This is a genomic window from Hymenobacter psychrophilus, from assembly GCF_900107135.1.
Lineage (GTDB): Bacteria > Bacteroidota > Bacteroidia > Cytophagales > Hymenobacteraceae > Hymenobacter > Hymenobacter psychrophilus.
This window is the reverse complement of the sequence record NZ_FNOV01000013.1, coordinates 17645-32835: the sequence shown is the minus strand read 5'-3', so window position 1 is coordinate 32835 and position 15191 is coordinate 17645. Positions and strand designations below refer to the sequence as shown.

General features: G+C 62.0%; 11 protein-coding genes and 1 tRNA gene. 6 read left to right on the top strand and 6 right to left on the bottom strand.

Annotated elements, in window-relative coordinates:
- Positions 1-51 precede the first annotated feature (51 nt).
- Together BLW21_RS17595 and BLW21_RS17590 are read left to right on the top strand one after the other, a co-directional pair.
- Entirely contained in the window at positions 52-2670 is a 2619-nt protein-coding gene (locus BLW21_RS17595) for a YfhO family protein (protein ID WP_092742738.1), read from the top strand.
- Between the two features lie 122 nt (positions 2671-2792).
- On the top strand, positions 2793-3698 hold the full coding sequence (locus tag BLW21_RS17590; protein WP_092742735.1) for a 1-aminocyclopropane-1-carboxylate deaminase/D-cysteine desulfhydrase: 906 nt from the start codon (positions 2793-2795) through the stop codon (positions 3696-3698).
- A 9-nt stretch (positions 3699-3707) separates the two neighbouring features.
- On the opposite strand, the gene BLW21_RS17585 is transcribed toward BLW21_RS17590, so the two are convergent.
- A complete protein-coding gene (locus tag BLW21_RS17585) occupies positions 3708-4913 on the bottom strand; it encodes a hypothetical protein (protein WP_092742732.1) in 1206 nt (401 codons plus the stop codon).
- Positions 4914-5042: 129 nt separating this feature from the next.
- Here BLW21_RS17585 and BLW21_RS17580 point away from each other — a divergent pair, with 129 nt between their 5' ends.
- Positions 5043-5672 (top strand): DUF4230 domain-containing protein, encoded by a 630-nt coding sequence (locus tag BLW21_RS17580; RefSeq protein WP_092742728.1) that lies wholly within the window; start codon positions 5043-5045, stop codon positions 5670-5672.
- Between the two features lie 41 nt (positions 5673-5713).
- On the opposite strand, the gene BLW21_RS17575 is transcribed toward BLW21_RS17580, so the two are convergent.
- Entirely contained in the window at positions 5714-6217 is a 504-nt protein-coding gene (locus tag BLW21_RS17575) for a regulatory protein RecX (RefSeq protein WP_092742725.1), read from the bottom strand.
- 194 nt (positions 6218-6411) lie between these two features.
- Between BLW21_RS17575 and BLW21_RS17570 the strand changes: the two genes are divergently transcribed.
- Positions 6412-9051, top strand: coding sequence for a DUF5686 and carboxypeptidase regulatory-like domain-containing protein (locus tag BLW21_RS17570; RefSeq protein WP_092742722.1), 2640 nt, complete (start codon positions 6412-6414; stop codon positions 9049-9051).
- A 138-nt stretch (positions 9052-9189) separates the two neighbouring features.
- On the opposite strand, the gene BLW21_RS17565 is transcribed toward BLW21_RS17570, so the two are convergent.
- Positions 9190-9471: a DUF4834 family protein gene (locus BLW21_RS17565; RefSeq protein ID WP_092742719.1), complete on the bottom strand. Its 282-nt coding sequence runs from the start codon at positions 9469-9471 to the stop codon at positions 9190-9192.
- A gap of 26 nt (positions 9472-9497) precedes the next feature.
- Positions 9498-10250, bottom strand: a complete 753-nt coding sequence (locus tag BLW21_RS17560; protein WP_092742716.1) for an FkbM family methyltransferase — start codon at positions 10248-10250, stop codon at positions 9498-9500.
- A gap of 134 nt (positions 10251-10384) precedes the next feature.
- On the opposite strand from BLW21_RS17560, the gene BLW21_RS17555 reads away from it, so the two are divergent.
- Positions 10385-10460, top strand: a tRNA-Thr gene (locus BLW21_RS17555).
- A gap of 713 nt (positions 10461-11173) precedes the next feature.
- Entirely contained in the window at positions 11174-11632 is a 459-nt protein-coding gene (locus tag BLW21_RS21280; RefSeq protein ID WP_139255293.1) for a peroxiredoxin family protein, read from the top strand.
- 74 nt (positions 11633-11706) lie between these two features.
- On the opposite strand, the gene lpdA is transcribed toward BLW21_RS21280, so the two are convergent.
- Together lpdA and BLW21_RS17545 are read right to left on the bottom strand one after the other, a co-directional pair.
- Positions 11707-13113: a dihydrolipoyl dehydrogenase gene (gene lpdA, locus BLW21_RS17550; protein WP_092742713.1), complete on the bottom strand. Its 1407-nt coding sequence runs from the start codon at positions 13111-13113 to the stop codon at positions 11707-11709.
- 303 nt (positions 13114-13416) lie between these two features.
- The gene (locus BLW21_RS17545) at positions 13417-15096 is read right to left on the bottom strand and encodes a M1 family metallopeptidase (RefSeq protein WP_245711949.1); all 1680 of its coding nucleotides are present in this window, start codon (positions 15094-15096) and stop codon (positions 13417-13419) included.
- Positions 15097-15191 lie beyond the last annotated feature (95 nt).

Below are 15191 nucleotides of genomic sequence, written 5' to 3'. Positions count from 1 at the left end.
GCGAACATATAGTACCTTCGGGCTTCCGATTCCGACTTCTTTTCAAGCCGAATGACTACTCCTCTTCGCCCTACGCCCGCGCCGCTGTGGCGCCGGGTGCTGCCGCACCTGCTGGCCGTATTGTTTTTCCTGGCGCTGGCCAGCGTGTACTTCGCCCCGATTCTATTCGAGGATAAAACCCTGGCCCAGCACGACATTGTGCAGTTCAACGGGGGTGCCCGCGAGGCGGCCCAGTTCCGCGAGGCCACCGGCGAGGAGGCGCTCTGGACCAACTCCATGTTTTCGGGCATGCCCACCTACCTCATCAGCACCCGCTTCCCGGGCGATTTGAGCCTGTACCTGCACAAGCTGTTCACGCTCGATTTGCCGGCCGTGGTGGCCAACCTGTTTCTGGCCCTGGTGTGCGGCTACGCGCTGGGACTGGCGCTGGGCCTCTCGCCGCTGCTGAGCGTGGTGGGCGCGGTGGCGCTGGGCTTCACGAGCTACAACCTTATTATTCTGGCCGCCGGCCACAACACCAAGAGCTTGGCGCTGGCCTACGCGCCGCTGGTGCTGGCGGGCTTGCTCGTCACGTTCCGGCGCAATAAGTGGCTGGGCATGGCGCTGTTCACGCTGGGGCTGGCCATGAACATCCGCTCCAACCACCTCCAGATAACCTACTACCTGCTGCTGCTGGTGCTGGTGTTTGGGGTGGTGGAGCTGATTTTTGCATTCAGGGAGAAGCGCCTGCCCGCGTTTTTCACGCGCACGGCCCTGCTGGCCGTGGGGGCGTTGCTGGCAGCGGGCGTGAGTTTCGGCCGCCTGTATACCACGCTCGAATACGGCCAGTACAGCATCCGGGGCCGCTCGGAGCTGACTACGCCACCACCCGCCACGCCCGGCCAGCCGGCCTCGCCGGAGCCGGTGGACGGCGGCTCCGGCCTCAGCCGCGAGTATGCCTTCAGCTACAGCTACGGCATCGGCGAAACGGCTACCCTGCTGATTCCCAACTTCTACGGCGGCGCTTCGCAGATGAAGCTGAGCGAGAATTCGGCCACCGGCAAGGCCCTGGTGGCGGCCGGCGTGCCGCCCGCGCAGCTGAACGACTACCTGGCCCAGATGCCGACCTACTGGGGCGACCAGCCCATCACGAGCGGGCCGGTGTATGTGGGCGCGGTGGTGTTTTTCCTGTTTGTGCTGGGCCTGATGGTGGCCGACCGCCGCACCCGCATCTGGCTGCTGGTGGGCACACTGTTATCCATTGTGCTGGCCTGGGGCAAGAACTTCGAGACGTTTAACTACCTGATGTTCGACCTGTTTCCGGGCTATAACAAGTTCCGGGCCGTGAGCATGGCACTGGTAATTGCCCAACTGGCCATGCCGGTGCTGGCGGTGCTGGCACTGGCGCGGGTGCTGCGGGGCCGCGCTGGCTTCGCGCCGGCCGCTTCGGCCGCGCCCATCAGCAGCCACCCCAGCCTGGCCGCGCTGGCCGGCCGGCCCCTCGACGATGCCGACACAGCGTACCTGAAAAAGCACGTGCTGCGGGCGCTGGCTATTACGGCCGGCCTATGCGTGCTGGCTTTGCTGGTGGGTCTGGTTTCCGATTTTTCGGCTCCCATTGATGCCCAGCTCCAGCAGGGCGGCTTTCCGCTCGAAGCCATCCGGGCCGACCGTTCTTCCATGCTGAATAACGACGTGTTCCGCTCGCTGCTATTTATGGCGCTGGCGGCCGGGGTGCTGTGGTTTTTCCTGCAGCGTAAGCTGTCGGTTGGCATGGCGGCGGCCTTGGTGGGCCTGCTCACGCTGGTTGATTTGTGGGGCGTGGATAAGCGCTACCTCAACGACGACAACTTCCAGCGCGAAACTGTGGCCGAACAGTTCGTCCCCTCAGCCGTGGACGAGCAGATTCTGCAGGACAAGGACCTGAGCTACCGGGTGCTGAACATGGCCAACCCGTTCAACGACGCCCAGACCTCCTACTACCACAAGAGCATCGGGGGCTACCACGGCGCCAAGCTGCGCCGCTACCAGGATTTGATTGAGCGGCAGATTTCGCCCCAGCTCCAGCGCATCTACACCGAGAACCGGCCCGACGCGGCCCCGGTGCTCAACATGCTCAACACGCGCTACCTCATCACGCCCGCCGCAGAGAAGCAGCCCGCCCAGGCCATCCGCAACCCCGGCGCGCTGGGCAATGCCTGGTACGTGAGCCAGGTGCAAACCGTGCAGAACCCCGACCAGGAAATTCAGGCCCTGACCACCCTCGACCCCGCCACCACGGCCGTCGTGGATGCCAGCAAGTTCCCCGGCCTCAAAGCCAGCTACGCCGCCGCGGGCTCCACCATTGCCCTCACCAAGTACACCCCCAACGCCCTCACCTACCGCACCACCGCCGTGCAGGATGGCCTGGTGGTGTTCTCGGAAATCTACTATGCCGACGGCTGGCAGGCTTACCTCGACGGCAAGCCCGTACCGCACCTGCGCGCCGATTATGTGCTACGGGCCCTGCCAGTACCGGCCGGCACCCACACCATCGAGTTCAAGTTCGAGCCCACCGCCTACGCCCTGGGCAACACCGTGTCGCTGGTATCGTCGGTGCTCCTGATTCTGCTGCTTCTGTGGGCCACCTACTACGCCTTCTGGGGTGCGCCGGCCGCCGAGCAGCCGGAGGGCGAGTTGGTGACAGGATAAGCGGGTGAAATCTACTCTCATCCTGCGCTTGCGAAGGATTGTATCACTGAAAAACAAGTTGCGCCTTCGGTGATGAGGTCCTTAGCAAGCGCAGGATGAGAGTAGATTGGCCGATTCCAAGCATGAACTCACCAACTCACCAGCTCACCATCTCACCGCTGGGCGAGTACCACGGCGTGCAATTCCTGCTGGCCCGTGATGAGCTGACGCACCCCGAGCTGCCGGGCAACAAGTGGCGCAAGCTGAAGCATAACCTGCAGGAAGCCGACCGGCTGGGGCTGAACACGCTGCTGACGTTCGGTGGGGCCTACTCCAACCACTTGGCGGCCGTGGCTGCCGCCGGCCGTCTGCTGGGCCGCCGCACCGTGGGCTTTGTGCGCGGCGACGAGCTGGCCACCCGCCTCCTCAACCCCACGCTGGCCCGCGCCCGCGCCGATGGCATGGAGCTGCGCTTTCTCGACCGCGAAACCTACCGCCGCAAGCACGAGCCGGAGTTTTTAGCCGCTCTGCTGCATGATACCGGGCCGGCCTACGTGCTGCCCGAGGGCGGTTCCAACGCGCTGGCCCTGCCCGGCTGCGCCGAACTGGCCCGGGAGCTGCTAACCCGCACCAATTTCGATGTGCTGGCCGTAGCCTGCGGCACCGGCGGCACGCTGGCCGGCCTGCTCACCGGCCTGGATGGCCAGCGCCGGGCCCTGGGCCTAGCCGCCCTCAAAGGCGCCGGTTTCCTGCGCGCCGATATCAACCAGCTCACCCAGCAGGCCACCGGCCGCACCTACACCAACTGGGAGCTGAACACCGACTACCACGGCGGCGGCTACGCCCGCCTCGGGCCGGAGCTGCGGCAGTTCATCGTTGATTTTCGGCAGCGCCACGGCATCCTGCTCGACCCGATTTACACCGGCAAGCTGCTGTGTGGGCTGCTGAATTTGGCGGCAAAGGGCCATTTTGAGCGCGGCAGCACGGTGTTGGCTATCCATACCGGTGGCTTGCAGGCCTGGGTGGGGTTTGGTGGCGAGCCCGGCTGACAGGCGGTGCTAACGGCTGATAGCGGCCTGCCCTTCCTCGGCTGACCACCGGGCAATGGCCAGGCCAGCCAGCGCAAAGACGCAGGGCAGTAGCGGCACGATAAACCGCACATCCCAATCGTCGATAGTCATCATCACCATCATTGTTTGCAGGCCCATGACGGCTACCAGAAACGTGCGGGCCGGCAGCCAGGCTGCGCTACGCAGGCCTTTCCACGCCAGCCAATAGCTGGGATAGATGAAAAGAATAATCAGTAAAATATGCGACCAGGAGTAATAGCTCTTGATGTAGAAGAATAGGGTAAGCCCTTTTAGCACCGCCAGCTTGCCGAAATACCAAGGGTTAGCGGCCATAAAATACACCAGTCGTAGCACTGGCGCCAAATTGGTGGGCGGAAACCGGAGCGGCTCAGTTGGTTCCAGTAGCCAGTGGTTGTACCCGCCGATTACATTGCCCTGCATGTAGGTTTCAATCAGCGTGAAGGTAAACAGCAGTTTGTTCAGTACCCACCAGCTCAGCGGGGCCAGCAAGGCGAGACCCGCCAGCGCCCAGCGGAAAGCCCGCCGACCGGGCCGCGCCCATAAGTAAGCCATACCAGCGGCGGCGGCGGCGGCCGTTGCAATAAATCCATTGGGCCGGATAATACCCACCAGTACCAGTGCGCCACCCAGCAACAACCAGCGGCCGACCGAGGCATGCCGCATCCGTACCAGCGCCCAGAACGAAAAAATCAGCAGACTGATGAAGAGTGACTCGGTGAGCAGGTACCAGTTGAACCGCTGCACATCGGGCCAGCCCACGAGGGCCACTGTGGCCAGGGCGGCGGGCCGCCAGTCGGCCGGCGAGGGGGCAAGGCGGCGCACAGTGGCGTAGAAAGCCCAGGCTGCCAGTCCACTGAGCGCCACCTGCGCCAGTGCTATTCCCCACCAGCCCGTGCCCAGCTTTAGCCAAAGCGCCATGAATAGCGGATAACCCACATAACGCAGGTTGTGGCCGCCGGCAAACTGCCAGCCGTCGGCGATTTGCTGGGCGGAGTACAGGTAGCGGGCACTGTCGTGCATATGGCGCGGACCTTGATTTTGCACCAGTTGCAGCAGCTGTTGCAGCGCCCACAGGCCCGCCAGCAGCCAGCCGTGCCAGCGGCGCAGCCACGCCCAAAACGGGGAGACAGTGGCCCGGTGTACCAGGGCTAACAGGCGGGCAGTTGGCGGCATCGGGACAAAGTACGGGAGAACGGGCCAAAGCGAACTATGCTTTTTGCCGCACAGCGAACTGACCTGTTTTGTCCTTGGGGCCGCTTTCTGCGTATCCAAGCCCAAGCTCCTTCTTCACTTCCTCCCACGATGCCCCAACTCCTGCGCCGCCTGCTGCCCCTGCTGTTTCTGGCGGGCCTGGGCTGGTTTCTCTGGACCAAAGTGCGCCCCGCGCTATCCGACTTCGAGAACCCGCTCAATCCCGCGCCCCGCGTGACCATCACCCACAACACCGTACTGCAGAAGGTGGAGGCGCTGGGCCGCATGGAACTGGTACGCTACGAATTCCGCGATGTGGTGGAGTACAAAAAGAGCACCTACCGCTTCCTGCCCGACGCCAAGGTGGCCCTCATTGTGGCCGGTAACGCCATCGGCTGCCTCGATTTGCGCAAGCTACGGCCCCAGGATGTGGTGTTGGAGGGCGACTCTATAGTGCGCGTGGCGTTGCCGGCGCCCGAACTGTGCGTCTGGCAGATTGACCACAGCAAAAGCAAGGTCTACAGCATCGAAAACGGCTTTTTCCAGGATGCCGAGCTGGTGGATGCCGGCTACAAATACGCCGAGCAGAACGTGCGCCGCGCCGCCCTCAACTCCGGCATTCTGGCCCAGACCGAGCAGAATGCCCAGCAAATCCTGCGGCCCATGCTCGAAACCATGACCGGCCGCCGCGTTATTCTGAGCCGGCAGATGCAGAACCCGACGGTGCCAGCGAAACGGTAAGAACGACGTAGGGGCGGGGCTTGCCCCGCCCCTACGTCGTCTTATTCGTCGTCATCCTCAGCCTCCTTACCCAAATCGTCCAGGGCCATTTTGATGAGGTCCTGCTCGTAGCCTTTGCCCATCAGATACACCTGGATTTTCTGGCGGCGCTTGCCGGGGTGGCGCTCCTTTTCCTGGCGGTCCTTTTTTTCGAGCAGATCTACCAGGTTCTGGTAGTACACATCACCGTCGATTTCCTTCATGCCCGACTTGATGCAGTAGTCGGAAATGCCTTTCTGCTTGAGCTCCTGCAGGATGCGGCGGCGGCCCCACTTTTTGCTGCTGTAATGGCCCCGCACGTAGGCCTGGGCGAAACGCTCCTCGTCGAGCAGCTTTTCGCGGCTCAGGCGGATGATGATTTCGCCCGCTTCGTCCTCATTCAGGCCGTAGCTGCGCAGCTTGGCTTCCACCTCTTTCTGGTAGCGCTCCTGGTAGGCGCAGAACTCGGCAATTTTGCGCAGGGCTTCGGTGGGCGTGTAGAACTTGGGCGCGGCGGGCTTAAACATGATGGGCTGGAGAAAACGTGGGCTGGAAACAAGGTACCTCTCCCAACGCGAATCAGAAGGAAATAGCTCACTGATGCGCCACGACGCGGTACCAGGCGCGACTGCCGAACGGTTTCTTTTCATAAAAAGCCCGGGTGAGGCAACTGTAAACCAACGGATTTGCTCTTACTTGCATCCCGGATTATTCGCTTTGTATGCCCCTGCTTTATTCGCGCCCCGCGCTGCTTGTTTTACTACTGTTGCTGCTGACTGGCCCGGCCTGGAGCGGCGTAGTACGGGGGCGCCTTGCTGACCCCCAAGGAGCGGGACTGGCCTTTGCCAATGTGGCCGTGCGTGGCACGACCACCAGCACCGCCGCCAACGAGCAGGGCGACTACCAGCTGCGGCTGGCGGCTGGCACCTACGAGCTGGTGTTTCAGTACGTGGGCTACCGGCCCAGCCAGCAAACCGTGCGCGTGGCCGGCGGCGACACGGCCACGGTACTCAACGTAACGCTGCTGCCCGAAAACTACCAGCTGCGCGAAGTAGTGGTGCGCGGCTCCGACAAAGACCCCGCCTACGCCATCATTCAGCAGGCCATGCAGTGGCGGCGCTACCACGAGCGCGAGGTGGCCGCTTTCCGGGCCCGTACCTACGTGAAAACACTGGCCCGCTTCTCCGACGTGCCGGGTAAGATTCTGGGCCTCGTGAAGGTGGGTCCCGACTTCAAGCCGGGCATTTTTTACCTGTCTGAATCGGTATCGGAGCTGAGTTTCCGGCAGCCCAACGTGGTGCAGGAGCGCATGATTTCCTCGCGGGTGAGCGGCGACGCCAAGGGCCTGAGCTTCAACCGGGCCAGCGCCGGGCGGGGGCTTAATTTCTACCAGAACCTGCTGAAAAGCGGTTTTTCGGAGCGCGGCTTCGTCTCGCCCATTGCCAGCAACGCCTTCCTGTTCTACCGCTACGAGCTGGAGGGCAGCAGCCAGCGCGACGGCCTGCTGATTCATAAAATCAAGGTGACGCCGCGCCGCGCTTCCGACCCCGTGTTTGCGGGCCACATTTACGTGGTCGATGGCACCTGGCGGCTGCAGTCGGTGTCGCTGGACCTGACCCGGGGGGCGCAAATCGACTACGTGGACGGCCTGCATATCGAGCAGCTATTCGTGCCCGCGCCGGGGCCGTCGGATGTGTGGGTGATGCAGTCGCAGCGGATTACTGTGAGCTTCACGGCCTTTGGCTTCAAGGGCAGCGGTTACACGACGGCCGTGCTCTCCAACTACCGCGTTACGCCCACCTTCCCCAACCGCCCCGCCCCCACTGCGGCCCCCGCTCCTACTCTGGCCGACGATGCGCCGGTAGGCCGCGAAACCGTGGCCGAGGTGAGGCGCCAGCGGCCCGACCTGAGCGGGCTGAGCCGGGCCGTGCGCCGCCAGGCCAAAAAGGCCGAGCAGGCCAGCGCCCGCGACACCAGCGGCGTGGGCAAGCTGCGCAAGGGCGAAATTATGCTGGTGGAAAAAGCGGCCAACGAGCGCGACACCACCTACTGGGCCACCATCCGCCCCACGCCGCTCACCGATGAGGAGCAGCTCGATTACCGCGTGAAGGACAGCACCGAAGTTATCCGTAAGTCGCGGCCCTACCAGGATTCGCTGGACCGCAAGCGCAACGAGCTGGGCCTGGGCAAGGTGCTACTGACGGGCTATACCTACAGCCGCACCTTCGCCAAGCAGAGCTGGACGGTGCAGCCAGTGTTCAACATCCTCAACTACAATACCGTCGAGGGCGTGGTGCTCAACCCCGAGGCCACCTTCACCCAGCGCACCGACGACCGGCGCACCTGGTCGGTTACGCCAAGCCTGCGCTATGGCTTCAGCAACGAGCTGCTGAGCCCCAGCGTGTCGGGCAGCTGGCAGCTGCACCCCGTGCGGCTGGGCCGTTTGGTGGCGCGCGTGGGCCGCACCATTGAGAATTTTGACCGCAGCAGCCAGCTCACGCCCTTCATCAACAGCTACTACACGCTACTCGAAAACCGCAATTACGCCAAGCTCTACCGCCGCGACGGCGCCGCGCTGGGCTACCAGTGGGAGCCGCTCAACGGCCTCACGCTGCTGGCCCGCACCAGCTACGACGTGCGCCACCAGCTGCAGAACACCACCACCAGGCTGCTGCGCGACGTGCCGGGTCGGGCCTTTACGCCCAACGACCCGGTGGCCGCGGAGCTGCCCGGCGGCACGGGTTTCGGCCGTAGCCGCGCCCTGAGCACCGAGCTGTCGGCCACCTTCCAGCCCGGCCAGCGCTACATTACACGGCCCAACGGCAAGTTCAACCTGGGCTCGAAGTACCCCACCCTGTCCGTCATCTGGCGGCAGGGCCTCGGCGCGCTGGGCTCGGAGGTACGCTACACGCTGCTGGAGGCCGGCGTGCGGCAATCGGTATCGTTTGGGTTGCTGGGCACGAGCAACTACCGGGTGGCGGCCGGCTTCTTTCCCGGCTCGCCCCGGCTGGCGTTCATGGATTTGCGCCACTTCAGCGGCAACCGCACCTACCTGGCCGCCGATTTCAGCCAGTTCCAACTGCTCGACTACTACCGCTTCAGCACCGCCGACCAGTTCGTGGAGGCCCACTACAACCATCACTTCAACGGCTTCCTGCTGAACAAAATCCCGCTGCTGCGCCGCCTGAAATGGCAGGAAGTGGCCTCGCTCAACTACCTCACCACCCCCGCCGCCGGCCACTACCTGGAGCTGGGCGCCGGTATCGAGCATATCTTCAAAGTCATGCGGGTTGATTTTTACACCAGCCTGCAGTCGGGCACTCGCGCTGGCACCGGTATCCGGGTAGGCATCGGCATTTAGGTTGATGAGCGGTTAGCGAAGCACGCCGTAGGGGCAGAGCTTGCCCCCTCCCGCCGCTGAACGACCACATCGGATTCCGTTCAATGGCGGGCGGGGGCAAGCCCCGCCCCTACGGCGTACTTAGCTGACAGCGTAAGACTATTTCACTTCCTCAAAATCGATGTACTCGCCGCCTTTAAACCCCTTGGCCTCGGCTTTTTCCTGGGGTGGCACATAATCGACGTGGACCTCGCCGGGGGCGCTGCCGGAGCGGCTGGCCGACGGGCGGGGCGGCTGGGTGAACGGGTTTTGGCCGAACTGCTGGCCGAACTTTTGCGCCTGCTTCTTCACCAGCGCCCCCACTACCAGCCGCAGCACCACGGGCAGAATGTAGCGGCTCACGAGCCAGATGACGAGCAGGATGATCAGGAATTTTACCATTGCAACGAAGCCGGAAAAAGGAAGGCTCAGGAAACAGGTTGAAAGTAGAAATCGGCCGTAACGGCGCTGTTGAGCTGCTCTTCGGAACAGGCTACGAGTTCAGAACGCGGCGAGAGTACAAATGGTTTGTAGCCAAGCCCGGCCAGCAGCGCCACCACCTGCCGACGGTTTTCGAGGCCGTTGAGCTCCGTCTGAATCAGGGGGCGGCAACGGCGTAGGGTGGCCTGCATATGGGCAAACACCACCGACTCGAAGCCTTCCACGTCGCACTTCACGAAATCGAGGCGGGGCAGGTCGACCAGCAGCTCGTCGGGCACGCGCATGGGCACTTCGTAGGTGCGGGCGTAGGTTTCGGTGGGGCTGCTGGCCGCCACCTTGGTCATGCCGTGGTGCAGCAGGCCGGCGCGCTCGGGCGTGCCCATCTGCACGGTGGTGTTTTCGCTGCCCAGCGCGTAGGGCAGCAGCGTGAGGTTCTGGTGGCCGCTGAGGCGCACGTTGTCGTGCCAGATGGCCTGGAAATCGGGTATGGGCTCCACGGCCAGCACCCGGCCCGTGGGGCCCACCAGCCGCGAGAGGGCCACCGAATAGTAGCCCAGGTTGGCCCCGATATCGAGGCATACGAAACCGGGGCGCACAATCTTCTCCAGGAAAAACAGCTCGGGATACTTCGCCCGGCCCCAGCCCGCGCCCACCAGCCGCAGGTACACCCGGCTTACCAGGCGAATGTAACGCTCGAAGCCAAGCGTGCGGACGAGGAGTTTGCGAATCGTTTTTACCATGCTACCCGCAAAGATGCCGGAAAGCCCCGGAACTGCCTGCAGCCGATGGACGAAAAAAAACTACCCCGACCTTGCGCGTTGTGGGCCGGGGTTTCTATATTTGCAGCCCCGGCGGGTCCGCTGCCGGGCAAAGTGCCTCTTTAGCTCAGCTGGTAGAGCAGCTCATTCGTAATGAGCAGGTCGTTGGTTCGAGTCCAATAAGAGGCTCCATCGTTCAAGAAACCGTTTCTCCTTCCGGAGAAGCGGTTTTTTCGTTTCCGGGCAATGGTGGGCACTTTCCAGCAGTTGCCGACGCCCCCGATATTTCCGGCCAACACGGGCCACGCTGCCACCATCTGTGACTCCGTGCCCTACGCCCCCCGCTTCCGCCTCCGCGAGCTACGTGAGGTGCTCAGGTAACGGGCCGCCACAAGTTGCTGGCCGACGTGGACGCCGGGCAAACCGTCGCCCAAGTAACGCGGCTGACGACCTGCAAGGCCGGCATCAGCGCCCATCAGGACCCGCTGCCGGCCTAACCCGCCCCCGCTACGCAAAGAAACTGCCCGCCACTGTTGTGGCGGGTGGTTTTTTATTGGATATTGTCGCAAAATCAGGACTTACTACTATAGAAGTTTCTTGATTGATGCACGCAGGTTATAGTGTAGAAACGCGTTTTTAATGTCTGGCTATGTGCTCAATGGAAAGGCACAAATTTACACCTCTGGAACTTAGGTAGACACCTAAGCTAATATATATTTATCATCGAAACATATTTTTCATTCACACAATAATACAAGCGCGTGACTTACGGCAGACTATGCTTACTGATTGTTTTTATTGCATCATCATGTTCGTTTCAAAAAGAAAATACTTTCGAAGAGAATCTTTCACTATGTAGAAAAATAAGTATAAACAGTGACACTACTGATTACCCCACAGACTGTATGAAAGGCTCAATTGGGCCTGTTTTCACAACAATGACCAATCGAGGTAACAGCGTGAGCACTAGACCAGAGCGAGGGAAAGCCATGGTTTTATATTTTTGGGCTGCAACGGACAAATTCACACCACCTGACTTTGTTCGTTCAGATGCTGAAGACGCAGCCGCTATAAGTGAATTGTATAATACTTTTCATGAACAAGCAGATTTCATTGGATTTCCTTTTAATGATTCCATTACCACTAACAGATATTTAAAAACTCACTATCTGCCTTTTCCGCAAGCAGTAGGTGCAAGAGCCTTTGAGAGAGTAGAACAAATTACTCAATTCAAATATCCCTTCGTCATGTTTATCAGTCCTAATGGGAGAGTGGCTGGTATAAGTGTGGGGAGTCTTCGCAGGAAAAATCTGATAATGAAGCGGTATATTCCAATTATGCAGGCTTGCCTAAAAACTGAGTAGAGTTTCTTAAAACAAAAGCGGCCGAAGCTCCCAGGAGCTTCGGCCGCTTTCGTTGCTGCCGGAAGGCAGTCGCCTTACATGTGGATGGCGCGGTTCTCGGTAGCGGCCAAACACGCTTCCTTCATGGCTTCGGCGTAGGTGGGGTGGGCGTGGCTCATACGGGCCACGTCTTCGGCCGAGGCGCGGAACTCCATGGCCGTCACGGCTTCGGCAATGAGGTCGGCGATGCGGGGGCCCACCATGTGCACGCCCAGAATTTCGTCGGTCGTTTTGTCGGCCAGCACCTTCACGAAACCGTCGAGGTCGCCGGAGGCGCGGGCGCGGCCCGAGGCGCGGAAGGGGAAGTTACCGGTTTTGTAGGCCCGGCCTTCCTGCTTGAGCTGCTCTTCGGTGTAGCCCACCCCGGCCGCTTCGGGCCAGGTGTACACCACGCCCGGAATGAGCAGATAGTTGATGTGGGGCTTCTGGCCCACGATGGTTTCGGCCACGAATACGCCCTCTTCCTCGGCCTTGTGGGCCAGCATGGCGCCGCGCACTACGTCGCCGATGGCGTAGATGCCGGGCACGTTGGTTTGCAGGTGGGCATCGACCTTGATGCGGCCGCGCTCCTCCATCTCAATGCCGGCGGCTTCCAGGTTCAGGCCCGCCGTGTAGGGCGAACGGCCCACGGCTACCAGGCAGTAGTCGCCCTCTACCTTCACCTCCTCGCCCTTGGGGCTGGTGGCGGTTACCGTCACCACATCGCCGGCGCGGGTGGCGCCGGTTACCTTGTGGCCCAGCATGAACTTGATGCCGATTTTGCCCAGCACGCGCTTGAGCTCCTTGCCGACGCTGGAGTCCATGGTAGGCACCAGCGCGTCGGTGTACTCAATAACGGTTACCTCCGAGCCCAGACGGGCGTAGATGGAGGCCATTTCGAGGCCGATAACGCCGCCGCCAATCACGACGAAGCTCTTGGGTACCTCACGGATGTTGAGGGCCTCGGTGCTCGTGATGATGCGCTCCTGATCTTGGCTGATGAAGGGCAGCACCGTGGGCTTCGAGCCGGTGGCGATGATGACGTTCTTGGTCTCAATCTGCTGCTCCTCGCCGCCGTTGGTGGGCACGATTTTGATGTGCGTTTTATCGACGAACGAGCCCAGGCCGTGGATGACGTCGATTTTATTCTTCTTCATCAGGTACACGATGCCGTCGGTGTTGGCTTTCACCACGCCGTTCTTGCGGTCGTTCATCTGAGGCATGTTCACCCGCAAATCACTCAGCTCAATGCCGTGCTCCTTGAAAGTGCTGTGGGCGTTGTGGTAGTGCTCAGTGCTATCGAGCAGGGCCTTGCTCGGGATGCAGCCCACGTTGAGGCAGGTGCCGCCCAGCGTGTCGTACTTCTCGATAAGCGCCGTTTTGAGGCCCAATTGCGCGCAGCGGATAGCGGCCACATAGCCGCCCGGCCCCGAACCGATAACGGTAACGTCGTACTGATTCATAGTCAGGAAATGTCGGTGGAAATCAACTACGGGCAAAGGTAGCGGTTGCGGCGGGGAAGTGAGTGAATGCGTGAGTTGGTGAATGAGTGAGGGGAAGCCATCAGGTAGCCCCGGAGGGGCGGCATATCGGTAGCAGCCAATACCCACCCACGGATAAAGCCCCGGCGGGGCGACACCAACCGTTAAACTGGCTGTGTCGCCCCGCCGGGGCTTTATCCGTGGGTGGGTATTGGCTGCTACCGATATGCCGCCCCTCCGGGGCTACCTGACGGCTCCTTCTCTTCACGCATTCACTCACTTCCCCTACTCCACCAGCACCCCGATGTAGCAGTTCGTGGTGTCCACTTCCAGGCTCTCGCGGGTCAGGCCCGGCAGGTTTACCGGCTGGAAGGTGGTCGTGAGCGGCAACGCCACGAAATCGGCATTACCCTGCACCCGCAGGCGGGCGGGCAGCGCAAAACCGGGCGCCTCGGCCACCCAACGGGCCAGGGGCGGGCCGGTAGTCGGGAAGCGGACTTCCAGCACCGGCAGGCCGGCATGGCGCAGGTACTGGTCGAAAACGGGCGTCAGGTTCTGGCCGGTTTGCTGGTTGAAGTAGTCGGTTACCTGCTGGGTCGTTACGGTTTGGTGGTAGAAGGTGCGGCCCAGGCCCCGCAGCAGCGCGCGCCACTTCGCATCGTCGGGCACGTAGCTGGTGCGGAGCAGGTGGAGCAGGTTGGCGCCCTTGTCATACATATCCGACGAGCCCTCCTGATTGACGCCGTAGGGCCCGATGATGGGGCCGTCGTTGCGGATGTTGCGGCGCTGGCCGTGGATGTACTGGCGGGCGGCATCTTTGCCGAACTGGGTTTCCACAAACAGGGCCTCCGAGTAAGTGGTGAAGGCCTCGTGCACCCACATATCGGCAATGTCTTTGGTGGTGATGTTGTTGCCGAACCACTCGTGGCCGCTTTCGTGGATGATGATGAAGTCCCACTTCAGGCCCCAGCCGGTGCCCGAGCGGTCGAGGCCCCGGTAGCCGTTCTTATACTCGTTGCCGTAGGCCACGGCGCTCTGGTGCTCCATGCCCAAATGGGGCGTTTCCACCAGCTTGTAGCCGTCTTCGTAAAACGGATAGGGTCCGAACCAGTACTCCATGCTTTTGAGCATGGGCTTCACGTTCTCGCCGAACTGCTTTTTGGCCTTGGCCAGGTTCTCGGGCAGCACCCAGTAGTCGAGGCTGAGCGCACCCTTCTCGCCGGCGTAAGTGTCCTGGAAGTGGGCGTAGTTGGCCACGTTCAAAGCCACATCGTAGTTGTTGATGGGGTTGCCCACGAACCAGTCGAAGCGGGTGGCACCGCCCTTGAGCCTGGTAGTGCGGCGCAGGCGGCCGTTCGACACGTTGGTCAGGCCCCGGGGCACCGTCACGCTGATAAGCATGGAATCGGGCTCGTCGGCCTGCTGGTCTTTGCAGGGCCACCAGATGCTGGCGCCCACACCCTGGCAGGCCGTGGCCACCCAGGGCTGGCCCGCGCCGTGCTCGGCAAACACCATCCCGCCATCCCAGGGCGCGTTTTTGGCGACAGTCGGCTGCCCGCCATAGTACACCGTGAAGCTCGCCTGCTGGCCCTGCCGGATGGGCGCCGGGAAGGTGATGAACACGGCGTTGAACTCGCGGGTAAATGGCAGCTCCCGGCCCTGGTACTCCACTTTTTCTACGGCCAGGTTGGCAAACAAATCGAACTGCAGCCGCTGCAGGTTGCGGGTAGCCGTGAAGTGAAAAGCGTTGGAGCCCCGGATGGCCCGGCCGGCCACATCGAGGCGCACATCGAGGTGGTAATAGTTGATGTCGTAACAGCTCCGCAACGGCGCGTTGTAGTTGCCCCGCAGCGAATCGGCACGGCTGAAACCAGCGGGCGTATCGCCCTGCAGCAGCTGGGCCCGGGCAGCCGGCGGCGCAGCGCAGCACAGCAGAAGAGTCAATAGAAACAGCAGACGCGGCATAGGGCAGAAAGGTAAGGTGAGCGGGATGAGCAGGGTGCAAAATACAACGGCTACGCTGCGCCAAACGCCCGGCCCAATGAAAAGGCCCGTACGTT

Excerpts from the sequence above, each read along its gene's own strand:
- BLW21_RS17595 (WP_092742738.1), top strand. The coding sequence starts at position 52 with ATGACTACTCCTCTTCGCCCTACGCCCGCGCCGCTGTGGCGCCGGGTG.
- BLW21_RS17590 (WP_092742735.1), top strand. The coding sequence starts at position 2,793 with ATGAACTCACCAACTCACCAGCTCACCATCTCACCGCTGGGCGAGTAC.
- BLW21_RS17585 (WP_092742732.1), bottom strand. The coding sequence starts at position 4,913 with ATGCCGCCAACTGCCCGCCTGTTAGCCCTGGTACACCGGGCCACTGTC.
- BLW21_RS17580 (WP_092742728.1), top strand. The coding sequence starts at position 5,043 with ATGCCCCAACTCCTGCGCCGCCTGCTGCCCCTGCTGTTTCTGGCGGGC.
- BLW21_RS17575 (WP_092742725.1), bottom strand. The coding sequence starts at position 6,217 with ATGTTTAAGCCCGCCGCGCCCAAGTTCTACACGCCCACCGAAGCCCTG.
- BLW21_RS17570 (WP_092742722.1), top strand. The coding sequence starts at position 6,412 with ATGCCCCTGCTTTATTCGCGCCCCGCGCTGCTTGTTTTACTACTGTTG.
- BLW21_RS17565 (WP_092742719.1), bottom strand. The coding sequence starts at position 9,471 with ATGGTAAAATTCCTGATCATCCTGCTCGTCATCTGGCTCGTGAGCCGC.
- BLW21_RS17560 (WP_092742716.1), bottom strand. The coding sequence starts at position 10,250 with ATGGTAAAAACGATTCGCAAACTCCTCGTCCGCACGCTTGGCTTCGAG.
- BLW21_RS21280 (WP_139255293.1), top strand. The coding sequence starts at position 11,174 with ATGAAAGGCTCAATTGGGCCTGTTTTCACAACAATGACCAATCGAGGT.
- lpdA (WP_092742713.1), bottom strand. The coding sequence starts at position 13,113 with ATGAATCAGTACGACGTTACCGTTATCGGTTCGGGGCCGGGCGGCTAT.
- BLW21_RS17545 (WP_245711949.1), bottom strand. The coding sequence starts at position 15,096 with ATGCCGCGTCTGCTGTTTCTATTGACTCTTCTGCTGTGCTGCGCTGCG.